At 62.8% G+C, this 22,097-nt stretch carries 24 protein-coding genes; 13 read left to right on the forward strand and 11 right to left on the reverse strand.

Annotated elements, in window-relative coordinates; genetic code table 11:
• Window positions 1-41: 41 nt before the first annotated feature.
• A complete protein-coding gene (locus AB688_RS14265; RefSeq protein ID WP_054891381.1) occupies window positions 42-293 on the reverse strand; it encodes a hypothetical protein in 252 nt (83 codons plus the stop codon).
• A gap of 26 nt (window positions 294-319) precedes the next feature.
• Window positions 320-820: a DUF4142 domain-containing protein gene (locus AB688_RS14270; protein WP_063544865.1), complete on the reverse strand. Its 501-nt coding sequence runs from the start codon at window positions 818-820 to the stop codon at window positions 320-322.
• Between the two features lie 175 nt (window positions 821-995).
• On the opposite strand from AB688_RS14270, the gene AB688_RS14275 reads away from it, so the two are divergent.
• Genes AB688_RS14275 through dksA form a run of 3 tightly spaced genes read left to right on the forward strand, consistent with a single transcriptional unit; the run spans window position 996 to window position 3,328 of the window.
• The gene (locus AB688_RS14275; protein ID WP_063544866.1) at window positions 996-1,556 is read left to right on the forward strand and encodes a carbonate dehydratase; all 561 of its coding nucleotides are present in this window, start codon (window positions 996-998) and stop codon (window positions 1,554-1,556) included.
• Window positions 1,557-1,558: 2 nt separating this feature from the next.
• Window positions 1,559-2,896 carry a dihydroorotase gene (locus AB688_RS14280; RefSeq protein WP_063544867.1) on the forward strand — a complete coding sequence of 446 codons (1,338 nt, stop codon included), beginning with the start codon at window positions 1,559-1,561 and terminating at the stop codon, window positions 2,894-2,896.
• Window positions 2,897-2,920: 24 nt separating this feature from the next.
• Window positions 2,921-3,328, forward strand: a complete 408-nt coding sequence (gene dksA, locus AB688_RS14285) for an RNA polymerase-binding protein DksA (protein WP_054891385.1) — start codon at window positions 2,921-2,923, stop codon at window positions 3,326-3,328.
• On the opposite strand, the gene AB688_RS14290 is transcribed toward dksA, so the two are convergent.
• Entirely contained in the window at window positions 3,325-4,038 is a 714-nt protein-coding gene (locus tag AB688_RS14290; protein ID WP_063544868.1) for an MgtC/SapB family protein, read from the reverse strand. The two genes, dksA and AB688_RS14290, sit on opposite strands and share 4 nt — an antisense overlap.
• Before the next feature lie 425 nt (window positions 4,039-4,463).
• Between AB688_RS14290 and AB688_RS14295 the strand changes: the two genes are divergently transcribed.
• A complete protein-coding gene (locus AB688_RS14295; RefSeq protein ID WP_063544869.1) occupies window positions 4,464-4,928 on the forward strand; it encodes a sterol desaturase family protein in 465 nt (154 codons plus the stop codon).
• 12 nt (window positions 4,929-4,940) lie between these two features.
• Here the strand turns inward: AB688_RS14295 and AB688_RS14300 are convergent, their stop codons facing one another.
• Window positions 4,941-5,834: a bile acid:sodium symporter family protein gene (locus AB688_RS14300; RefSeq protein WP_063544870.1), complete on the reverse strand. Its 894-nt coding sequence runs from the start codon at window positions 5,832-5,834 to the stop codon at window positions 4,941-4,943.
• Between the two features lie 185 nt (window positions 5,835-6,019).
• Between AB688_RS14300 and AB688_RS14305 the strand changes: the two genes are divergently transcribed.
• The 4 genes from AB688_RS14305 to AB688_RS14320 all read left to right on the forward strand — a co-directional run bounded on the left by AB688_RS14305 (window position 6,020) and on the right by AB688_RS14320 (window position 9,491).
• Window positions 6,020-6,898 (forward strand): Dyp-type peroxidase, encoded by an 879-nt coding sequence (locus AB688_RS14305; RefSeq protein ID WP_063544871.1) that lies wholly within the window; start codon window positions 6,020-6,022, stop codon window positions 6,896-6,898.
• 82 nt (window positions 6,899-6,980) lie between these two features.
• Window positions 6,981-7,889: an aldo/keto reductase gene (locus tag AB688_RS14310; protein WP_063544872.1), complete on the forward strand. Its 909-nt coding sequence runs from the start codon at window positions 6,981-6,983 to the stop codon at window positions 7,887-7,889.
• Window positions 7,890-7,893: 4 nt separating this feature from the next.
• Window positions 7,894-9,171 (forward strand): NTP/NDP exchange transporter, encoded by a 1,278-nt coding sequence (locus AB688_RS14315; RefSeq protein ID WP_063544873.1) that lies wholly within the window; start codon window positions 7,894-7,896, stop codon window positions 9,169-9,171.
• A gap of 155 nt (window positions 9,172-9,326) precedes the next feature.
• Entirely contained in the window at window positions 9,327-9,491 is a 165-nt protein-coding gene (locus tag AB688_RS14320) for a general stress protein (RefSeq protein ID WP_054891392.1), read from the forward strand.
• A 181-nt stretch (window positions 9,492-9,672) separates the two neighbouring features.
• Here the strand turns inward: AB688_RS14320 and AB688_RS14325 are convergent, their stop codons facing one another.
• The 4 genes from AB688_RS14325 to AB688_RS14340 form a co-directional block, all read right to left on the reverse strand.
• Window positions 9,673-11,673 carry a peptidase U32 family protein gene (locus AB688_RS14325; protein ID WP_063544874.1) on the reverse strand — a complete coding sequence of 667 codons (2,001 nt, stop codon included), beginning with the start codon at window positions 11,671-11,673 and terminating at the stop codon, window positions 9,673-9,675.
• A 143-nt stretch (window positions 11,674-11,816) separates the two neighbouring features.
• Window positions 11,817-13,247, reverse strand: a complete 1,431-nt coding sequence (locus tag AB688_RS14330) for a hypothetical protein (protein WP_063544875.1) — start codon at window positions 13,245-13,247, stop codon at window positions 11,817-11,819.
• Window positions 13,234-15,132: a Hint domain-containing protein gene (locus AB688_RS14335; RefSeq protein ID WP_081255235.1), complete on the reverse strand. Its 1,899-nt coding sequence runs from the start codon at window positions 15,130-15,132 to the stop codon at window positions 13,234-13,236. The genes AB688_RS14330 and AB688_RS14335 overlap by 14 nt, the downstream gene beginning before the upstream one ends.
• Window positions 15,133-15,256: 124 nt before the next feature.
• Entirely contained in the window at window positions 15,257-16,144 is an 888-nt protein-coding gene (locus AB688_RS14340; RefSeq protein ID WP_063546717.1) for a LysR family transcriptional regulator, read from the reverse strand.
• Between the two features lie 100 nt (window positions 16,145-16,244).
• Here AB688_RS14340 and AB688_RS14345 point away from each other — a divergent pair, with 100 nt between their 5' ends.
• The 3 genes from AB688_RS14345 to AB688_RS14355 are packed head-to-tail and all read left to right on the forward strand — an operon-like array spanning window position 16,245 to window position 19,197.
• A complete protein-coding gene (locus tag AB688_RS14345; RefSeq protein ID WP_063544877.1) occupies window positions 16,245-17,537 on the forward strand; it encodes a CitMHS family transporter in 1,293 nt (430 codons plus the stop codon).
• Between the two features lie 2 nt (window positions 17,538-17,539).
• Window positions 17,540-18,886 (forward strand): acyclic terpene utilization AtuA family protein, encoded by a 1,347-nt coding sequence (locus AB688_RS14350; RefSeq protein ID WP_063544878.1) that lies wholly within the window; start codon window positions 17,540-17,542, stop codon window positions 18,884-18,886.
• Complete coding sequence (locus AB688_RS14355) at window positions 18,883-19,197, forward strand: hypothetical protein (RefSeq protein ID WP_054891400.1); 315 nt, start codon at window positions 18,883-18,885, stop codon at window positions 19,195-19,197. The genes AB688_RS14350 and AB688_RS14355 overlap by 4 nt, the downstream gene beginning before the upstream one ends.
• Window positions 19,198-19,205: 8 nt before the next feature.
• Here the strand turns inward: AB688_RS14355 and AB688_RS14360 are convergent, their stop codons facing one another.
• Window positions 19,206-19,586, reverse strand: coding sequence for a RidA family protein (locus tag AB688_RS14360; RefSeq protein ID WP_054891401.1), 381 nt, complete (start codon window positions 19,584-19,586; stop codon window positions 19,206-19,208).
• A gap of 128 nt (window positions 19,587-19,714) precedes the next feature.
• On the opposite strand from AB688_RS14360, the gene AB688_RS14365 reads away from it, so the two are divergent.
• On the forward strand, window positions 19,715-20,407 hold the full coding sequence (locus tag AB688_RS14365; protein ID WP_063544879.1) for a tRNA (adenine(22)-N(1))-methyltransferase: 693 nt from the start codon (window positions 19,715-19,717) through the stop codon (window positions 20,405-20,407).
• A gap of 3 nt (window positions 20,408-20,410) precedes the next feature.
• Here the strand turns inward: AB688_RS14365 and AB688_RS14370 are convergent, their stop codons facing one another.
• A complete protein-coding gene (locus AB688_RS14370) occupies window positions 20,411-20,674 on the reverse strand; it encodes a DUF2790 domain-containing protein (protein WP_063544880.1) in 264 nt (87 codons plus the stop codon).
• A 116-nt stretch (window positions 20,675-20,790) separates the two neighbouring features.
• Here AB688_RS14370 and AB688_RS14375 point away from each other — a divergent pair, with 116 nt between their 5' ends.
• Window positions 20,791-21,723: a LysR family transcriptional regulator gene (locus AB688_RS14375; protein WP_063544881.1), complete on the forward strand. Its 933-nt coding sequence runs from the start codon at window positions 20,791-20,793 to the stop codon at window positions 21,721-21,723.
• A gap of 3 nt (window positions 21,724-21,726) precedes the next feature.
• Here the strand turns inward: AB688_RS14375 and AB688_RS14380 are convergent, their stop codons facing one another.
• On the reverse strand, window positions 21,727-22,026 hold the full coding sequence (locus AB688_RS14380; protein ID WP_063544882.1) for a hypothetical protein: 300 nt from the start codon (window positions 22,024-22,026) through the stop codon (window positions 21,727-21,729).
• Window positions 22,027-22,097: the final 71 nt, after the last annotated feature.

The following is a 22,097-nucleotide window of genomic DNA, read 5'->3' on the forward strand; positions in this document are numbered from 1 at the left end:
GCGCACGCGGCAGCAAGTGCCGCGCCCGCAAGCCCGAGGGTTCAGCTGTCGAGCTGACGCGCCGCGTCTACGCCGGCACTGGACAACTTGATTGGATAACGCACGCTGATCTGGTGATCGGCATCGACATTGACGCTGCCATCATGGATCAAGCCGGCCTCCTGAAGCGTCTTGAGCATGCCGGCCACGGCCTTTTCGCCGCGGTAGTTGTCCAGTACTTCCTTACCCAGACCTTCAGGGTGGGCATGCAGTAGCCGAGTCAGTACTTCGGCGCGCAGAGCATCATTACTCATATCAAGCCTCTCTGATTACCTGTGGATCACTTGCCGTGCTTGGCCTGAAGCTGTTTGGCATGCTCCAGGTGCTTCTCGAGGGTGGGCAGGGTTTCGCTGGCGAAGGCCTTGAGCTCCGGCTTGTCGGACGATGCGGCTTCCTTCTTGAACAGCTCCACGGCTTTCTCGTGGGCATCGACCTGATTGTTGACATAGGACTTGTCGAACGACTCGTCGCGCCATTCCAGGATCATCTTCTTGACTTTGTCGGTGAGCGCAGCCTCGTCAGGCACGCTGATATCCAGCTTGCGGGCGATATCACCGAGCTTCTGGTTGGCCTGGGTGTGATCGGTGACCATCTGCTGGGCGAAGGTCTTGATCTCGGCGTCCTTGCTCTTTTCCAGCGCCAGGTTGCCGGTTACGACTTCAGCGATACCGGCTTCGGTCGCGGCCTCGACGAAATCGTCGGAGGAAGCGGCCATCACCTGCATCGAGGCAAGGCCCATGGCCATGCACAGACCGGCTCGCTTGAGGAACAGAGTATTCATGTGTCTCTCCTTGTCCGTGGTCGCGACATCGGTGTCGCAGACGGTTGAGCGTCGGTAAGCGGCGAAAGTTTGAAATTTCTCACCGGCGTCATGCTCGGCGGGAGGGGAAGGGGGTTGCAAGTAAATTGTTATAACGTAACATTTGCGTGAATCAGCTTGCCTCAGGAAACGCACCGTGATCCGCAGAAACCCTTCCGGCCACCTCCCGCAAATCGCCGAATCGGCCTACATCGACAAGACCGCGATCATCTGCGGCAAGGTCATCATCAAGGACAATGTGTTCGTCGGCCCCTACGCGGTCATTCGCGCCGACGAGGTGGACGGCACCGGTGACATGGAGCCGATCGTCATTGGTGCCAACTCCAACATTCAGGATGGCGTGGTCATCCACTCCAAATCCGGCGCGGCGGTGAGTATCGGTGAATACACCTCCATCGCCCACCGCTCCATCGTGCATGGCCCCTGCGTGATCGGCGATCGGGTGTTCATCGGTTTCAACAGCGTGCTGTTCAATTGCCGCGTGGGTGATGGCAGCGTCGTGCGTCACAACTCGGTGGTCGATGGTCGCGACCTGCCGGAGCGCTTTTACGTACCGCCCACCGAACATATCGGCCCGCACACCGATCTTGACCGTTACCCACCGGTCAGCGTGTCAGCCTCGGAGTTCTCCGAGGATGTCGCCCGCACCAACATCGACCTGGTGCAGGGCTACAAGGCCCTGCAGAACGAGTTCTGATCATGGCCGACTTGCTGATACGCAACGCACGGCTGGTCAACGAAGGGCGCGAGTTCGAGGCTGACCTGCTGGTCGCCCGCGGGCGCATCGACAAGATCGCCTCGAGCATCGAAGGCGTGCGCGCTAAAGTCGAGATCGATGCGCAAGGGCAATGGTTGCTGCCGGGAATGATCGATGACCAGGTGCACTTTCGTGAACCTGGGGCAGAGCACAAGGGGAACATTGCCAGTGAGTCGCGGGCTGCGGTGGCCGGCGGCATCACCAGTTTCATGGACATGCCCAACACCGACCCGCCAACCCTCACCACTGCGGCGCTGGCCGACAAGAAACGTCGCGCGGCGGCCAGCTCGCAGGCCAACTACGGCTTTCACTTCGGCGTCAGTCGCGACAACCTGGACACCATCGCCGCGCTCGACCCGAGTGAAGTCGCCGGGGTCAAGGTGTTCATGGGTGCGTCCACGGGCAATATGCTGGTGGACGACCCGCAGGTGCTCGAGCGGCTATTCATCTATTGCCCGACCATCCTGCTGGCCCACTGCGAACACACCCCGAGCATCCTGGCCAACGAGGCATTGTGGCGGGAGCGCCATGGCGAATTCATTCCTGCGGCCGCTCACCCGCTGATTCGCGATGCCGATGCCTGCTATCGCTCCTCGTCACTGGCTGTGGACATGGCCAGGCGTTTCGGCACGCGCCTGCATGTGCTGCATCTGACCACCGCGCGTGAAGTGGCGCTGTTCGCCCCAGGGCCCGTGAGCAACAAGCACATTACCGCCGAGATCTGCGTGCATCACCTGCTGTTCGATGACAGCGACTATGCGCAACTCGGCCATCTGATCAAATGCAACCCGGCCATCAAGACCCGTGCCGACCGCGATGCACTGCGCCAGGCGCTGGCCGGCGACGTGATCGACGTGATTGGCACCGATCATGCTCCGCACACGCTCGAGGAAAAACGCCGAGTCTATGGTCGCGCGCCCTCAGGCCTTCCACTGGTGCAGCATGCTTTGCCAGCCGCGCTGGAGCTGGTCGGCGAGGGCGTGCTGAGCCTGACCCAGGTAGTCGACAAGACCAGCCACGCCGTGGCCCGCCTGTTCGCCATCCGCGAGCGCGGCTTTCTGCGCGAAGGCTACTGGGCCGACCTGGCGCTGGTCGAGCGCCTGGCGCAACCGCGCCCGGTCGCCGACGACCCGATCCTGTCCCGCTGTGGCTGGACACCCTTTCAGCATCGACACCTGCGGCATGTGGTGCGCACCACCGTGGTATCCGGCCAGCTCGCCTGGCATCAGGGCCAGGTGCAGCCACGCTGCCAGGGCCTGCCGCTGATGTTCGATCGATGACCCTTTATTGCACGAGTGTGCCCCATGACTGAAGAAGACTTGCTCGGCCAGCCGGCCGAGGCCTACATGAACGAACCCCAGCGCCAGTACTTTCGTAACCTGTTGCTGGGGCAGCGGGTGGAGTTGCAGGAGCGTATAGAGCAGGATTTCCAGGCGCTGCGCGAGCAGGAAGTGCACAGCGATCCGGCCGACCTGGGCAGTGCCGAGGAGGAGCGGCATTGGCAGTTGCGCACCCTTGAGCGGGAAAAGCGCCTGCTGGACAAGATCGACCAGGCGCTCGAGCGCCTGGCCAAGGGGGATTATGGCTGGTGCGAAGAGACCGGCGAGCCGATCGGTCTGCGCCGGCTGCTGCTGCGTCCGACCGCGACCCTGTGCATCGAGGCCAAGGAGCGGCAGGAACTCAGAGAGCGGCATTTGCGCGACGATGCTTAATCGACTTCTACCGCTTGGGCATGGAGTTGCCAGCGCACCGAGCTGACGCCTTTCTCCAGGCTCACTCGGCTGACCAGACGCTCGAGTTGTGCGGGCGCCTGTGGGGTACCCAGCAGTTCGGCGCGTACTTCCAGGCGCAGCGGGTCGTGGAGGTCTTCGCTGTGCAGCGACTGCAGGCGCAGGCCTGGGTCACTGAGGCTGTGCAGCATCAGGCTGCGTACCTGGATCTCGTCTTCGGCCCGGCAGACGATGCGCACCTCGAAGCGTTGCTCGACTTCACTGGCGGGCACCACGTCCTGACGGTCCAGGCGCTGGGCGATGTCGCGCAACAGGATGTTGGCACACAGCACCACCAGGCTGCCCAGAGTGGCCTCCAGCAACAGCCCCAGGCTGCACAGCACACCAATGGCCGCGGTGCACCAGAGCGTGGCGGCCGTGTTCAGGCCGCGCACGTTGAAACCATCACGCATGATCACGCCACCACCGAGAAAGCCGATCCCGGACACGACATACGCGGCGATGCGCGAGGCGTCGCTGGGTTCCATGCCGGGTACCGCCTGGGTCATCAGTACGAACAGGCAGGCACCGGTGCTGACCAGCGCATTGGTGCGAAGGCCGGTCAGGCGCTGGCGCAGTTGACGTTCGGCGCCGATCAGGGCGCCGAGTACGAGGGCCACGCTGACGCGCAGCAGAAATACTTTCCAATCCATAGCAAACCTCTTTCCACGGGCAATGGCCCGCGCATGCGCCACTGGCAAGCGTGACGCCGATGAAATGAATGAGCGCGCAGGACCACGACACTCGCCGGCATGAGCTGGCTGAGCGGGAAAGAAGAGGGGAGATCTGCCTTTGCAGGCGAGATGGACCGCCGTCTACCGTATTCGGCAAGACAGCGGCAGGAATGCTGCCGGACTAGCTTGCCGTGTGGACCTGTCGCAATCGACTGGGGCTACTGTCCAATGCAGGACTCCTGTAGGGGATGCATAAGTGCGACGCGGACCTTACGCCTGCAGTTGCGCAGAATCAAGGCCGAATTCATGACAATTGCTTCATTGCCGAAACCTCCTACCGTTTCCGATGCGTTCGTCAGCGGTGGTAACCTTGGCGCCTTTCACCATCCACGCCGGACTGTCCCATGCTGTTCAACATCGCCGTGCTGCTCGCCACGTTGGTGGCCATGGAGGGTGTCGGTACGCTGGCCCACAAGTACGTCATGCACGGCTGGGGCTGGTGGCTGCATCGCTCGCACCATGAGCCGCACCTGGGTGTACTCGAGACCAATGACCTCTACCTGGTGGCGCTGGCCCTTATCGCTGCTGGTCTGATGGCGCTGGGCAAGGCCGGCTACGCGCCCCTGCAGTGGGTCGGCGCAGGTGTAGCGGGCTATGGTGTGCTGTACGTGCTGGCCCACGACGGTTTCTTCCATCGGCATTGGCCGCGTAAACCCAAACCCATGCAGCGCTACCTCAAACGCCTGTACCGGGCGCACCGGCTTCATCACGCGGTCAAAGGGCGCGAAGGTAGCGTGTCCTTTGGCTTTTTCTACGCGCCTCCGCTGCGCGAGCTCAAGCGCCAGTTGCGCGCGCGGCGAGGTGATTGAGTCGCGCAGGATTCAATTCGCGGTTTCCTGCGCGGCAATGGCTTCTTTGTGTCCCCGACTCACCCACCAGCCAAAGGCGGCGGCCGTGAAGAACATGATCAGGCTGTAGATCGCTGCCGGCACGGCCATGGTGGCGTTGTTCAGCAGGCTGGGGCTCAGCGCCAGCGCGATGGCCAAGGTGCCATTGTGAATGCCGATCTCCATGCCGATGGCAATTGCCTGGCGTTTCGGGATGCGCAACAGGCGCGGCACCCAATACCCCAACCCCAGGCTGATCACGTTGAACAGCAGCGCGGCGACCCCCACCACCGGCGCGTACTCCACCACCGTCTGCCAGTCCTTGGCCAGTGCCAGGACGATGGTGAAGGCCAGGAACAACGCCGCTACCAGCTTCATCGGCTTCTCCATCCGCGCGGCAAAGCTCGGTGCGTAGCGGCGGATCAGCATGCCCAGGCCCACAGGCAGCAAGACGATGGCGAAGACCTGCATGACCTTGGCGAATTGCAGCGGGATGGCCTGGTCCGACTCCATGAAGTAGATCAGCGACAGGTTGACCAGCAGTGGCATGGTGAGGATGGCGATCAGCGAGTTGACCGCCGTCAGCGTGATGTTCAGTGCCACGTCGCCATGTGCCAGGTGGCTGAACAGGTTCGCGGTAGTCCCGCCCGGCGATGCGGCCAGGAGCATCAGGCCCACTGCCAGCGCGGCCTCCAGGCCAAACCCGTTGGCGATCAGGAAGCAGATGAACGGCAGCAACAGGATCTGACAGGCCAGGCCGACCAGTACGGGCTTGGGATACTTCACCACTCGGGCGAAGTCGGCGAGGGTCAGCGACAACCCCAGGCCCAGCATGATGATGCCCAGGGCGATGGGCAGGAAGGCAGTCAGCAAAGGGGAGGCGGTCATCGGCATGCTCGTGGGCGAGGGATTCCGGAGAGTGTAGGCAGGCTCCATCGATCAGCTAATCGCAAAGTGCCAGCCTTTAGTAACTGATTATTTCCGGATGAGCCGCACCTCGCCGCGACCTGACGCGTTGCGATGGGCTGCCGAGCACAGTAGGATTCGCGCTTTTGCCGAAGGATTAGCTCGTCATGTCGTTCCAGCAAGGTCTGCTCGCCACTCCGGTGCCGGCCCACGCCCGTCACCTGTTCTTTGCCCTGCATACGGGGGAGGCGCTGCCTGCCGTTCTGGATGCCTTGTTGCAGCAAGTCGACGGCCACAGCCTGATCCTGGCCGTCGGCGCGCCGCTGGCCAAGGCACTGGGGCGCGATGTCCCAGGCTTGCGCAGTTTCCCGCAGCTGGACGCGGCGGTCGAAAACCCGGCCACCCAGCATGCACTGTGGCTCTGGTTGCGTGATGACGCGCGTGGTGATCTGTTCCTGCGTGCCCAAGCCCTGGAGCAGGCCCTGGCGCCGGCTTTCACATTGGTCGACAGTGTCGATGGTTTTCTGCACCACGGCGGACACGACCTGACCGGCTATGAAGACGGCACCGAAAACCCGCGGGACAACGATGCTGTCGACGCAGCCATCGTGGCGGGCGAGCAAGCGGGCCTGGCAGGTTCCAGTTTCGCTGCGTTCCAGCTGTGGAAACACGACCTCAACTATTTCAAGTCGCTGCCTCAGCCAGAGCAGGACGACATCATTGGCCGTCGCCTGAGCGACAACGAGGAACTGGAAGACGCGCCGGAGTCGGCCCACGTCAAGCGTACCGCGCAGGAAAGCTATGACCCCGCGGCCTTCATGGTGCGCCGTTCGGTGGCCTGGGCCGACAACCGTGGCGCAGGGCTGGCTTTCGTTGCTCTGGGCCGTTCGTTCGATGCCTTCGAAATCCAGCTGCGGCGCATGAGTGGCCTGGAAGATGGCGTGGTCGATGCCTTGTACCGCTTCAGCCGACCACTGACCGGCGGCTACTACTGGTGCCCGCCAATGGGGGCTGAAGGCCTGGACCTGCGCCTGTTGCTCGGTTAAATATCCCGATACAGAATCGCTGCGCATCGCGGGGTAGAGCGACTAGCCTTGAAGGTTTCCCCTGTAACCGGGAGCCTCCTTCATGTACGCACGTCGCGATGTCCTGCGCGCCAGCGCCGCGCTTGGCGCGCTGGCCCTGAGCCCTTGGCTGCGCGCCGAGTCCGCCAGCGGCCTGCTGACCCGCAAGATCCCCTCCACCGGGGAGGCCTTGCCGGTCATCGGTGCCGGCACTTCCGGCAGTTTCGAGGTCCAGGCCGGCTCTGCCCAGTACCAACAGCTCAAGGCTGTGCTCGAGGCGTTCTTCAAAGGCGGCGGCAAGGTCATCGACACCTCGCCCAACTACGGCGGTGCCGACGCCATTCTCGGTCAGTTGCTGGAGGAGGGCGGCTGGCACCGTCAGTGCTTCATCGCCACCAAGATCGCCGCCGACAGCCGCGACGCCGCCGAACGGCAATGGGCGCAAAGCCTGTCCAGCCTGCGCACCGACAAGGTCGACTTGCTGCAGATCCACAACCTGCGCGACTGGCAGACTCAGCTCCCCTATGCCCGGGAGTTGAAGCAGCAAGGCAAGACGCGCTATGTGGGCATCACTCACTATCTCAACAGCGGCCAGGATGAGGTGGCGCGCATCGTGCGCAACGAGCCGCTGGATTTCATCCAGATCAACTACTCGGTGAACGCCCCGGATGCCGCGCGCGAGCTGCTGCCGCTGTGCCAGGACAAAGGCGTCGCGGTGCTGGTCAACCGTGCTTTCGACGATGGCCGGCTGTTCGCCCGGGTCAAAGGTCAGGCATTGCCGGGGTGGGCGGCCGAGGCGGGCATCGGCAGCTGGGCGCAGATGTTCCTGAAGTTCGCCATCAGTCATCCGGCGGTGACCACGGTAATTCCTGCGACCGGCCGACCGGACCGTCAGCTTGACCAGCTCAAGGCGGGCAGCGGGCCGCTGCTGAGCGAAGCCCAGCGCCAGGCGCTGATCAAGCAATTTGCCTGACGCCATGAACGGCTGGCGGCGGCGCCTGGACCAGAGCCTCAACATCCAACCCGGCGAAGGCCCGGCGGTGGTTGCAGGTCTTGCGCTGTTCTACCTGCTGTTCACCGGTTATTTCATGCTGCGCCCGGTCCGTGAAACCATGGGCGTGGCCGGTGGGGTGGACAATCTGCAATGGCTGTTCACCGGTACCTTCATTGCCACCCTGGCCTGCCTGCCGCTATTCGGATGGCTTGCATCACGGGTGAAGAGGCGACGCATCCTGCCGTGGACCTACGCCTTCTTCGCCAGCAACCTGCTGTTGTTTGCTGTGCTCTTTGCCCGCGACCCGGACGACCTCTGGAATGCGCGGGCTTTTTATATCTGGCTGTCGGTTTTCAACCTGCTGGCCATCTCCCTGGCCTGGAGCGTACTGGCAGACCTGTTTTCCAGCGAGCAGGGCAAGCGCCTGTTCGGCCTGCTCGCGGCGGGTGCAAGCTTTGGCGGCCTGAGCGGGCCGATTCTTGGCACTCTGCTGGTTTCTCCCCTCGGGCATGCGGGTTTATTGGTGCTGGCGGGCGTCTGCCTGCTTGGCAGCATAGGCGCTGCGCTGTACCTGCAACACTGGCGTGAGCTGAATCCGCTGCCGACCAGCACCGCGCATCCGGCCTCGCGGCCGCTGGGCGGCAATCCGTTTTCCGGCGCCACCGCCGTGCTGCGGTCGCGCTACCTGTTGGGTATCGCGTTGTTCGTCGTACTGCTGGCCAGCGTCAGCACGTTCCTGTATTTCGAGCAGGCCCGTATCGTCAGCGAGACGTTCAGCGACCGGACACGTCAGACACAGGTCTTCGGCCTGATCGATACGGTCGTGCAAACCCTGGCGATACTCACCCAGGTCTTTCTCACCGGACGCCTGGCCCGGCGCCTGGGTGTCGGCGTGCTACTGGTCGGCGTGCCCCTGGTGATGGCGGTCGGTTTCGTCTGGCTGGCGCTGGCGCCGGTATTTGCAGTGTTCGTCTTCGTGATGGTCATGCGTCGTGCTGGCGAGTACGCCCTGGTTCGCCCGGGGCGGGAGATGCTCTTTACCGTGTTGCCCGCCGAAGAGAAATACAAAGCCAAGAACTTCATCGACACCGTGGTCTACCGGGGTGGCGATGCCTTGAGCGGTTGGGTCAAGCGTGGCCTGGACCTGCTGGGCGAGCATCCGCAGTTGGCGATGTCGATTGGCGCCATCCTCGCGCTCGGTTGGGGGGGTACCGGCGCCTGGTTGGGCCGTCGCCAGCGTCGCCTCGAGAATGCTCCGTAGCGCAATGCACCTCGCGCCAAATACACCGCCATGCACCTTTAGCGCCGCCGGTCTGGCGGCTCGGTAATAAACCGAATCCCCTGTTGCCGCTGAGCTCCGAACTTATGTACGGCAAACGCCCGTGCATATCCCACAGCCACAAGAGGTGCAAGACCATGGCCAATAACCAGAACAAGACTGGCAGTCAGGGTGGTAGCAAAAATCCTGGCAACTTCGCCAACGACCGGGAAAAAGCGTCTGAAGCCGGTCGCAAAGGTGGCCAGCAGTCCGGTGGCAACAAGCAGAGCGACGACATGGGCCGCAAGGGCGGTCGCTCGTAAGCGATGCTGCGCGGTGCCGGGGCAGCTCGGCACCGCAACAGTGCAGTAGGGTAAGGCACGAATTTCGGGTTTCTACCCGTAGTCATCTTCCGCATCAATTCGCGCTCGAGCGCCGCAGGCAGGCAATCCTTGCCTGCCTCGATACTTCACCGGGAGCCGGGGGCAGCGGTCGTGCTAGGCCTCAGTGCGGCGCGCGCACGATGGTCTTGAGCAGGTCTTCCGGGCTGATGTGCCCAACCACCTGGCCCACCGCACTGCCGGGGGAGGGCAGGTCGATGATGTGGCCTTTCATTCGACCGACCACGTGCATTTCGCACGGCTTGCAGTCGAACTTCAGGGTCAGCACTTCGTCGCCATGAATCAGCTGCATTGGCGCGACCTTGGTTCGTACACCGGTAACGCCCTTGGCCTGCTTGGGGCACAGGTTGAACGAGAAGCGCAGGCAGTGCTTGGTGATCATCACCGGCACGTCGCCGTGTTCCTCATGGGCCTCGAACGCAGCATCGATCAGCTTCACCCCATGGCGATGATAGAAATCACGGGCTTTCTGGTTGTAGACGTTGGCCAGGAACGACAGGTGCGCCTCGGGATAGACCGGTGGCGGACTGGTCTCGGCCTTGCGGCTGCCGCGAGGATGCGCCTTGACCCGCGCCTCGGTGAGCGCCTCGATAGCCTCGCGGCGCAGGGCCTTGAGCTGCGAGTTGGGAATGAAATACGCCTGCGGGGCATCGAGCTCAATGGCCTCGGCGTGGTACTGGGTGGTACCCAGTTGGCCCAGCAGGTCGTGCAACTGATCCAGCGCCTGCTGTGGCTTGTTGGCCGCACCGAACGGGCCGTCCAGGGCAACCTGCGCGGTGATGCCTTCCTCGCTGGTGACGCTCAGCGCCAGGCGTTGCTCGGTCAGCACGGCCTGCCACTGAACCGCGACGCGACGCTCGGAGGAGGTGCGTTGCAGCGCCTGCTGCCAGTTATGGTCGAGGTTGCGCGACAGGGGATGGTTCGGTCGCAGTTTGTGCAAGCCTTCGGGCATCTCGTTGGGCTCGACGCGATAACGGTAGCGTGTCTGGCCGTCTTCCTCGAACTCGCCACGCGGCTCGGCGATGTTGGCCCGGAAGCCCACCACTTCGCGCTTGACCAACACGTTCAAACCGTCGCCGTTGGTCAGCGGCACCTCGGTCACCACCATCAGGTCACGCTTGCCGACCTTTTCCACCACACCTACCGGCAAACCAGTGAAGGTGGGCGAATCGAAGGCACCGATGTCGATCTTGCGGTCGCTGACGAAGTAGTCGGTGCTGCCGCGGTGGAAGGTCTTGTCTGGATCGGGTACGAAGAAGTGCTGGGTACGACCGCTCGACGCGCGGGCCAGGTCCGGGCGATCTTCGAGAATCGCATCCAGCTCCTTGCGGTAGTGGGCGGTAATGTTCTTCACATAACCCATGTCCTTGTAGCGCCCTTCGATCTTGAACGAGCGCACGCCGGCGTCGACCAGGTCACGCAGGTTGGCGGTCTGGTTGTTGTCCTTCATCGACAGCAGGTGCTTTTCGAAAGCGACCACCCGGCCCTGGTCGTCCTTGAGGGTGTAGGGCAGGCGACAGGCCTGTGAGCAATCGCCGCGGTTGGCGCTGCGGCCGGTCTGGGCGTGGGAGATGTTGCATTGGCCGGAGAAGGCCACGCACAACGCGCCGTGGATGAAGAACTCGATGGCAGCATCGGTCTCGGCGGCGATGGCGCGGATCTGCTGCAGGTTCAGTTCACGCGCCAGCACCAGCTGGGAGAATCCGGCCTGGTCGAGAAACCGGGCCCGCTCGAGCGTACGGATGTCGGTCTGAGTGCTGGCATGCAGCTCGATTGGCGGGATGTCCAGCTCCATCACCCCCAGGTCCTGGACGATCAATGCATCGACACCGGCGTCGTACAGCTGGTGGATCAGCTTGCGTGCAGGCTCCAGCTCGTTGTCATGGAGAATGGTATTGATCGTGGTGAAGACCCGCGCGTGATAGCGCCGGGCGAACTCCACCAACTCGGCGATATCGCCGACCTCGTTGCACGCGTTGTGCCGCGCGCCGAAGCTTGGGCCGCCGATGTAGATGGCGTCGGCGCCATGCAGGATGGCCTCGCGGGCGATGGCCACATCGCGGGCAGGGCTGAGCAGTTCCAGGTGATTCTTTGGAAGGGACATGTCGTTATAGGTTCGGGCTGTCACGGTTTAGGGCGGCATTGTAGCGATGAATTGCCGCGCAGGCACCCGTGACGTTCCAGATGGGCGTACTTGCAGCGACGGGCCCGCGTCCCTCGAAGCAGGCCCGTCTGCGCGCACACCTTTCAGCGAGCCGGAGCAGTTTGCTCGGTTTGCCATTGCGTCCTGCTGGAGGCTTTCCCACAGATGGGCGTCAGCTGTACGCTCAGCAATTGATCCAGGTTCGCATCAAGCACTGGAATCATCATCCGGGCACTGCAGCCAGCGACCCGGTCCTGACTGATGACATTCCCTGCGCGAATAATCGATACCCATGTGCCTTCAGGCGACACCACCGACTCCGGAGGCGACCAAGTGACATCCACGACGCCCACTCTCGGCCGGAGCAGGGCAAGCCGTGGAGCCCCCGTGATCATCGGCACCCAATCGCCTTCTGTACCGATCCCGGACCCAGGATATGCAATGACCTGACACACCCACTTCTTGTCGGTCCTGAGCGGCGCTTTCAACGACAAGCGCGCCTGGGTCCGAGGGGCATCGACGCTCGCAGAGGCGGCGACCGTGCCGGTCTCTGGCGAAAACACCTGCACGATGTAGTGAGTGAACTGCAGACTGTTCGACATGTTCCAGGCCACATCGACGCCCTCGTTGTCCAACACCACTGAAGTGATTTCGGGCCTGGCTGCCACAACGCGCAAAGGCGTGGTCCTGATGCCTGCACCTTTTGCGGTCAGGGCCGTGAGGGTGAAGGTGAGCTCATCGAATTCCGGCAGTGGCGACGACAGTGGAAAGTCGGCGAACTCGTATTCCATGGGCAGGCTCATTTCGTAATGCTTGCCGGTAAGCGTACTGTGCAGCTTCAGTTGGTATTGCACGATCTCTGTGGGATCCAGCGTAAACCATGCTACTGCTATGCGGTTTCCACCGCGATAAAGCGGGCTCTGCTCCAGATTCGGCGGGTTCATGGATGGCGGGAAATGAATCAGCTCCGATCGGGCGCGGGTACGCTCGCAAGCCACAGCCTCCACGCCGACTGTCCAGCCTTGGTTATTGCCTAGACCCCCGTCCAGTTGCGAATTGCTCACGACAGCACAGGCGCTGTCTGTTCCGCTGACTGGAATGACGAATGTCGTGCCGCTGACCGTTGATGACACGACGATCTCATAGCCCAGGAGAGCCTGGCTGGAGGGCTGCCAATCAATGTGCAGGGCCTCGCCATCGTATATCGCCGAGTGCAGGCCCGGCTGGAGGGTTGCCAGGGGCAGTGGGGCACTGCTCCTTGATTCCCCCTGCTCCAGCAGCGCCATCAGGATGACGCGATATTCACGCATCGCGCTCAGGGGTTCGGCCAGAGCCAATATGCCGGCGGTGGCAGCGCCGTCTGGAATGAACTGATGTTTCAATGACGTCCAGCCACTTGCGTCCTGATGGCACAAGGTGATCACCCAACCCGCGGGCTTGACCCACTCGAGAGGGTTCCATGCCACGCTCAGGCAGTCTGCCTCGTAAACCGCCCGGACGATGGTGGGCCTGAGTGCATCGTTATCGCGCAGCATTGTCGACCTCCTGTGAAGCACCGCTTTTGTCAGAGGAACGCTGCGCCTTTTGTTTTTGCTGGTTATCGTAATCGGTCAAGAACGCCGGATGGACTTTTGCTCGCTGTTGCGCTGGGCTGAGAAGTGGCGCTCTGTTTTTGAGATCTGCCAGCATATTTTGCGTCGCGAGGTTACCCGACAAAATGCCGTTGGCATAATAACTGCCCTCGACGCCACCTTTGAACTGCAAGTTGTATACAGGGGTGGCGTGAGCCTCGACATAGTCGACGCCCGTCACCGTAACCGGAGAACCCTCGACGGCCAACTTGTCGCCTGGATGGATTTCCCGTGCCTGTACCTCTACGTTTCTCACGGCGCTCCCGACTTGAATCGCTCGCATGATGGGATGGGTGGGCGTGACATGGAGGGTCTGGCCGGTAGTGCGTATCTCAAGCATGAATTCATTTTCTGTACCCGTGGTTCTTTCACTGACGGTGCGCACGCCAGTAGGTGTCTTCACCTGGTCCCCCCTGACGATCTCTTCAATTTTTTTAGTCTTGCCCGACGCCAGGGTGATCAATGTGCCCCCTGCGACACAACCTTCCATGATGCGGAGTTGAGGGATGATCTCCCTGCCGGGTTGTCCAGCGGATCTAGTATCGCTGGTAAATACAAACGTTACGTTTCGTGGCGAGGGGTCGTCTGGTGTTCCTGGGAGGATGACGTTGTTGGTCATCCAGAAGTTGACGATTGAGTCCTTGTTGTTGGTCAAGCAGGACGGGTTACGTTTGAACGTTTCGGCAGCGTACTGGAAACTCATCTTTCCGTTACCGTCAGATGTCCAATCGTCCAAATTTTCCCCCGTTTTGGAGTACACCCGGCATCCCCCTCCGGCCAGACTTTGTAAATAGATCGTCGTAGCGCCAGTGAGCGTGGATCCGGTCTTTTCCTCGGTGACGGCGTAGCCAGAGACGGGAATTACATAGTTGACAGGCTTGTTCTGGCTTGCCCAATAATCGCACTCTTCGCGGCTGAGGCGGTTCCAGCACATCAAGATGGGTTTATCTTTGTCAGCGAGTTTATTGCTGCAGGCTTCAGTCGAAGCAGAAGCAGCGACACATTGGCCATTGGCGCCTCTTTCGCAGGGCCTGGGCTCTGTCATACACGCATCAACGAGCCCCGTTGAACTGACCGCCTTTATCATGACAGGCGGTGGAAGTTCAGCGTCAGGGTCTTTGGGGATCACGCTGAAGACAGCGACAGCGCGAACGGGAATTGCCGACGCCACCGTGGCACTCATGCTAACGCGGAAGTCAGGAAGACTCGTCAGGTCAGTCGCGGTCTGCGAGGCAACAAAATCCCCCGTGAAGTCGTTATACATAACGAGTGTGATCGTGTTCGCGTCACTGCCGTTCACAAGTGAGGAAATGGCTTCAGACTGGTAGGTGATCGCTGAACTATTTACCGCCGCGCTCGAGCGCGAAAGCTCCGAGATGAACTGAAGATCTTCCAATGGGGCGTCGGCATTAATGGACGTCTCGGGGAAGTCAACCGGTTTTACGGGATTGGCCTTTGTGCCGGAAACCGCTAGCGCTTTCACCCGCTGCTCATGCGCAGCTTCCATGCGCCTGAACAGTTCGGGCGCATGTGCTTTTGTATTCCCTGCCTGGAGTTGTTGAGCCTTGTAGAACGCATAATGCTTGGGATTGCCCCAATCCAACTGATACAGGACGCCAGGGGTGAGATCCTTGGTCAATTCCTCCCCCAATGTTTCAACTGTCGCCAAGGCGTTTTCTTCGTTTACTTCATCAGCGGTAACCTCGGCTGCCCAGGCGGAGGAAAGTGCAGAACACGATAAAAATAATGCGGCCAATAGACTAACTGAGGTCGGTGCTTTACTCGCCATGGTCTTTGCTCCCTCGGGTCAGATCCTTTGAACAGCAACACACGACATCGCCGTTTCGGACAACATTGTTGAGATCTAACCTACTGAGGTTCCGCGCTCGTCGACAACTGGCAAAAATGATAGGTCACTCGTCTGTGCCAGACAGATCACCAAGGCAATCGATCAAGGCCGAAGCTGCTGGCGAAAGGCTGCACTCTGTGCGGGTGATGATGCCGATTTCACGCTCCAGACCTCGCGCTTCCAAGGGCCTGCGCAGCAACCTGTGTGTACCGTCGTCCGCCGACTCCGGCAGCAGCGTGACGCCCAACCCATTGCGCACCAGCGCCAATACCGTCGACATGTAGTTGGCTTCCATGGCCGCTTGCAACACCAGCCCGTGTGCGCGGAACACCTGTTCGATCTGCGCCCGCACGCTGCTGTCGCGCCCGGTGAGAATCATCGGCAGGCCATCCAGGGCTTGCAGACTGACAGGGCCGGTGGCCAGCGGGTGCCCGGCGGGCACAAACAGGCACAGTCGATCGCGCAACAGCGGCGTGAAGTCCAGCCCATGGCCGAACTGGCTGCGCACACCCACCCCAAAATCCACATCGCCTTCGCGCACGCGTTCGACGATGCGCTCGGCAACCAGGTCGCGCAGACGCACTTCGACACCTGGATGCCACTGGCGGAACACCGCCAGCCGCTCGGCCAGCGCTCCGGCGCACAGCGAGGGCAGGGCAGCCACGGTGACCACCCCGCGGCGCACCGCCGCCAAGCCCTGGCTGGCGCTGACGATGTTGGAAAGATCGAGCAGCAGCTTCTCCATTGCCGGCAGCGCCTCGCGCCCTGCGCCCGTGAGGGTGACGTGCCGAGGGCTGCGTTCGAGCAGGGCGACGCCCAGCCAGGTTTCGAGCTGGCGGATCTGTACGGTCAGGGCCGAGGGCGACAGGTGCAGGTCGTCGGCGGCGCGGGCGAAGTTGCCACGCTGGGCAACGGTGATGAAGGCACGAATATGCTGCAGGGCGTTCTTCATTTTGTTTTTTCGAATGTGCATGGCTTTAAATTGCAATTTACACGCTACCGGCGCTCTCCTGATACTCGGGGCAACAACAAAAACAAGCCGGAGTAACTCCATGCTCGCCCTCTATGGCGTCATTACCATTCTGTCCTTGCTGATCGCGGTGATGAGCAAGCGCATCTCGCCCCTGGTCGCGCTGATCGCCTTTCCCGTCGTGGCTGCCTTGCTCGCGGGCTTCGGCCTGCAGACCAGCGGCTTCATTCTCACGGGTATCAAGAATGTCGCCCCGGTGGTCGGCATGTTCATCTTCGCCATCCTGTTCTTCGGGGTGATGACCGATGCCGGCATGCTCGACCCGATCATCGACCGCATCCTGCGCGCCGTCGGCACCCGCCCGACCCGTATCGTCTGCGGCACCGCGCTGCTGGCGTTGCTGGTGCACCTGGACGGCTCGGGTGCGGTGACGTTCCTCGTCACGGTGCCAGCGATGCTGCCGCTGTATACGCGCCTGGGCATCGACCGGCGGGTCCTGGCCTGCGTTGCGGCGATGGCGGCGGGGGTGAACTTCCTGCCCTGGACCGGCCCGGTGCTGCGCTCATCCGCCGCGCTGCACGTGCCGGTGGCCGAGCTGTTCCAGCCACTGATTCCGGTGCAGGTGGTGGGGCTGTTGTTCGTCTTCGGCTGTGCCTACTGGCTGGGCCGACGTGAAGAGAAGCGCCTGGGGCTCATGGCCGGCGCCGATGCCGGCGCGGCACCGCAGCGCATCTTGAGCGCCGATGAACAGGCCCTGCGCCGGACCCACATGTTCTGGCCGAACCTGCTGCTCACCGTGCTGGTGATGGCGGTGATGATCGCCGGCTGGGTCGACCCCGTGGTGATGTTCATGCTCGGCACTGTCGCGGCGCTTTGCCTGAACTACCCGCGTGTCGACCAGCAGCGCGAACGCATCGACGCGCATGCCAAGACTGCCCTGACCATGGCCAGCATCCTGCTTGCCGCGGGGGTGTTCACCGGGATCATGCAGGGCACAGGCATGCTCAAGGCCATGGCCGAGGTGGCGGTGCAACAGATTCCACCGGGGCACGGGCGACTGATTCCTGCCCTTGTGGGCTTCGTGTCGATGCCGCTCAGCTTGCTGTTCGACCCGGATTCGTTCTACTTCGGTGTCATGCCGGTGATTGCCGAAGTCGGCCGCTCGCTGGGCGTGGACCCGGTGCAGGTGGCCCAGGCGTCGCTGCTCGGGGTCCATACCACCGGCTTCCCGGTCAGTCCGCTGACCCCGGCGACTTTCCTGCTGGTGGGGCTGTGCAAGCTTGACCTTGCCGATCACCAGCGTTTCACCCTGCCATTTCTGTTCGCCGCGTCGGTGCTGATGACCCTGACCGCGCTGGCACTTGGAGTCTTCTGAACATGAACACTTTGCGAATCGGCGCCGGTGCCGGTTATTCCGGCGATCGCCTGGAGCCTGCGGTGGAACTGGCCCGGGATGGGCAACTGGACTACCTGGTCTTCGAGTGCCTGGCCGAACGCACCATTGCCCTGGCCCAGCAAGCCCGACTGGCTGACCCTCGTGCCGGCTTCGATCCGTTGCTGGCCGAGCGCATGCGGGCGGTGCTGCCCTACGTACGCCGCGGCGAGCAGCGACTGCGGATCATCACCAACATGGGCGCAGCCAACCCGCGTGGCGCCGCGCGACAAGTGTCGGTCATCGCGGCTGAACTCGGGGTGCAGGGGCTGAAGGTCGCGGCCGTGGAAGGTGACGATGTGCTCGACGTGCTGCGCCAGCACCCGGAGTGGACGCTCGACAATGGCCTGACGGTGGCCGGGTTGGGTGAGCGGCTGGTCTCGGCCAATGCCTATCTGGGGGTCGAAGGGATCGTTCAGGCGCTGGCCCTGGACGCCGATGTGGTGATTACCGGTCGTGTCGCCGATCCGTCGCTGTTCCTTGCCCCCCAAGTGCATCACTTTGGCTGGCCTGCCGACGATTGGCGCCGCCGTGGCCGAGGGACGCTGACCGGGCACCTGCTCGAATGCGCGGGGCAGGTCAGTGGCGGCTACTTTGCCGACCCCGGCATGAAGGATGTGGCCGACCTTGCACGGCTGGGTTTCCCCTTCGCCGATATCGACAGCGAAGGCCTGGCCACGCTCGGCAAGGTGGCCGGCAGTGGCGGTCGCATCGATGTCGCGACGTGCACCGAGCAACTGCTTTACGAGGTACACGATCCACGTCGGTATCTGACGCCGGATGTCACGGCCGACTTTTCAGGCGTGCACTTGCAGGCCTGCGGCAAGGATCAGGTGCGCGTCAGTGGTGGCGAAGGCACGGCTCGCCCGCAGCACCTCAAGGTTACCGTGGGCTATCGGGATGGTTGGATCGGCGAAGGGCAGATGTCCTACGGTGGCCCGAACGCCGTGGCGCGGGCGCGTTTGGCCGGGCGGATCGTCGAGGAACGCCTGGCGTTGACGGGCGTCGCCGTCGAAGAATTGCGCTGCGAGCTGATGGGGGTTGATTCGCTGCACGCCAGCCACTTCGGCATGGGCGGCGAACCCTGGGAGGTACGCCTGCGGGTTGCGGCGCGCTGCCCGAGCCGTGAAGCGGCGCAGGCGGTCGCCAACGAGGTCGAGACCCTCTACACCAATGGCCCGGCTGGCGGTGGCGGGGCCACTCGCCAGGTCCGCGAAGTATTGGCCGTCGCCAGCCTCTACGTGCCGCGTGAACTCGCGCAACCTCAAGTCCACCTGGAGCAATGTCCATGACCCGCCGACTGCACGAACTTGCCCACACCCGTACCGGGGACAAGGGCGACACCTCGAACATCTCGCTGATCGCGTATCGGGACGAGGACTACCCGCTGCTTGAACGGGAGCTGACAGCGGAACGGGTGGCAGCGTGGTTCGCCCATCTTCGCGATGAAAGCGCGGGGCCTGTACGTCGCTATGACTTGCCGCAACTCAAGGCCCTGAACTTCGTGCTGCCGGGTTTATTGCGTGGTGGCGTGACCCGCTCGTTGGCGCTGGATGCCCATGGCAAGTGCCTGGGGGCGGCGTTGTTGGCGATGGAGGTCTAGCTCTGCTATCAGCCCTTGGCCGCCATCGCCGTCACTTCGACCTTCATCCCTTCGAACGCCAGCGAGGCTACGCCCACCGCCGCACGCACTGGCCATGGCTTGGCGAAGAAGCGCTGGTACACCTCGTTGAATGCCGCACGATCGGCCATGTCGGTCAGGTAGATGGTCAGGTGCAGCACGCGGTCCATCGAGCTGCCCGCACGCTCCAGCGCGTCCTTGAGTGCCTGCAGGGTGCATTCGCTCTGGGTGACGATATCGCCCAGCTCAAGCTCGCCATCGGCGCGCACCGGGACCTGGGTGGTGACCAGGATACCGTTGTATTCGGCGACATCGGAGGAGATGGACGCGGCGTCCGCATCGGGGGTGAAGGTGATACCAGTCTGGGCCATGAACGACTCTGCCTTGCTTTGGAAGTGAAAGCGCAAGCCTACGCGAGCCGCGGCCCCGGTCGCAAATGCATTGAAATGACGCGCCCCGGCCTTCAGAATCGCGCCGATTCTCATGCAAGGGGTTGGCGTTGAACGAACAGACATTGTCGCAGCGGCTGGAACGCGTGGCGGCTCACATCCCGCCAGGGGCGCGCCTGGCCGATATCGGTTCCGACCACGGCTTCCTGCCGGTGGTCCTGGTATTGCGTGGCGCCATCGAGGCCGCAGTGGCGGGCGAGGCGGCGGCAGGGCCTTGCGAGTCAGCCCGGCGCAATGTGCGCCGCAACGGGCTGGACGCGCGCATCAGCGTGCGCCTGGCCAACGGTCTGGCCGCCATCGAAAGCGATGATCGCATCGACACCATCAGCCTCTCGGGCATGGGCGGGGAAACCATCGTCGAGATCCTCGAGGCAGGCAAGGCGAGGTTGCAGGATGGACAGCGCCTGGTGCTGCAACCCAATGGCGGCGAGCAACCGCTGCGCCAGTGGTTGATGGACAACGGCTATCGGATTGTCAGCGAAGAGGTGTTGCGGGAGAACCGCTTCGACTACGAGATCATCGTCGCCGAACAGGCCGACTCGGTGCGCTACAGCCCGCAGGAGCTATTGTTCGGCCCCTTGCTCATGCGCGAGAAAAGCGCGGCGTTCATCAACAAGTGGCAGCGCATGCGGCGCCAGCGTCAACAGGCATTGGCCAACTTCGAACGGGCCAGGGAAGTGCCTCAGGACAAGGCCCAGGCTTTTGCGATGCACATCGACTGGATCGACCAGTTGCTGGCTTGAGGCTCATTGCTGCGAGCAGTTGCCCATTTCGCGGTAGGCGATCTTGTGGGTCTGGCCCTGGTGGTCAATGTAGACCATGTGCGCCGTGCCGACCTGGCAATCGGCAGCGTTACTGGCCGGGGTGATCGACACCACCTTGGCGACATCCAGCGGCATACCGTATTCGTAAGCCTGCCCCTCGGCAGACGGCGTGCGAGGCTGCTCGGCGAAGGCGGCAATGGGCAGGAGGGCGCTACACAGCGCAAGTGCGGCGATCGAGCGTTTCATGATGAACTCCAGATGAGGTTTCCCTCATGATCCATTCATTGGTGTTTCACAATAAATGGGCTGGACCGTGATAGATTCCTGCCCTCAAGGTATGAATCACCCTGGAGCGTCACTTCATGGACATGCTGCACGCAATGCGCACTTTCGCCCGAGTCGTGGAGTGCGGCAGCTTCGCCGCAGCCGCCAATGCGCTGGACATTTCGGCGGCGCAGGTGTCGCGGATCGTCGCCGAACTGGAAAACCAGTTGCAGACTCGCCTGCTGCATCGCACCACCCGGCGGCTGCGCATGAGCGAGGCGGGGGAGCGCTTTCTTGAACGCTCGCGCCAGATCATGCTGTTGACCGAAGAGGCCTTCGACGAAGCACGCGGCGCCCACCTCACGCCCCGCGGACGCCTGCGCGTGCATTGCAGTCATGGTCTGGGTCTGCTGATGATGCCGTTGGTGGCACGCTACAACGCCTCGTGCCGTGAAGTGGTGATGGAGCTCACCCTGTCCCAGCGCAACCCCGACCTGCTCGCCGAAGGGCATGACGTGGTCATTGCCATCGGCCAGGGCCTGCCTGACTCGCAACTGATCGCCATCCCGCTGGGCAGCATCTACAGCGTGCTGTGTGCTTCCCCCGACTACCTGGCTCGCCACGGCGTCCCCAAGCGCCCCGAGGACCTGCACGAGCATATCTGCCTGCGCACGGTCGATCCGCTGTTCGAGGAGGACTGGCCCTTCGGTGACGCGCCGGACAGCTGCGTGATTTCCCCCCAGGACACCTTTCTCACCAATGTGGCCGATGCGATGGTCAAGGCGACCGAGCTCGGCATGGGCATTGGCCTGTTGCCCTATTACTCGGCCAGCCAGGCACTGGAGGACGGGCGCCTTTGCCGACTGCTAGCCCCGCATCGGTTGCGGCAACGGGAGATCTATGCGATCTACCCGTCGCGGCACTATCTCGATGCCAAGGTGCGTACCTGGCTGGACTTTCTCAAGGAGCAGTTGCCGGTGCTGTTCCAGGCGCATGAGCGGCTGGTCGATGACCCACGCTGCTGGCGCTAGGGCTCACCGGCTGTCCTGATCCTCGGCATTGCCACCGGTTGCCCCTGCGCCGCTGCCGGTTGCCTCGCCAGTGCTGCTCGAGCCACCGGTGCTGCCGTCGGCCGCGTCGGCGTTGCTGCCGGTATCACTGCTATCGTTACCCTTGCTGCCGCCAGGGCTGTTGACGCTGCTGCCGTCGCCGGCGGTCTCGCCCTGTATGGCGGGGGCCTTGTGGTCGGAGTGATTGGTGTCGGTTGCGGCGAAGCTGGCACTGGAAGCCAGCCCCAAGGCGAGGAAGAAAAACAGCGGGCGCATGTGAGCCATGGTGAATCTCCTACGAGGATGATCGTCCTTCGTTCGGCTGCGCGCAGAGGGCAGGGTGCCCGTCGAGCGAC

This window comes from Pseudomonas putida, assembly GCF_001636055.1.
GTDB classification, from domain to species: domain Bacteria; phylum Pseudomonadota; class Gammaproteobacteria; order Pseudomonadales; family Pseudomonadaceae; genus Aquipseudomonas; species Aquipseudomonas machongensis.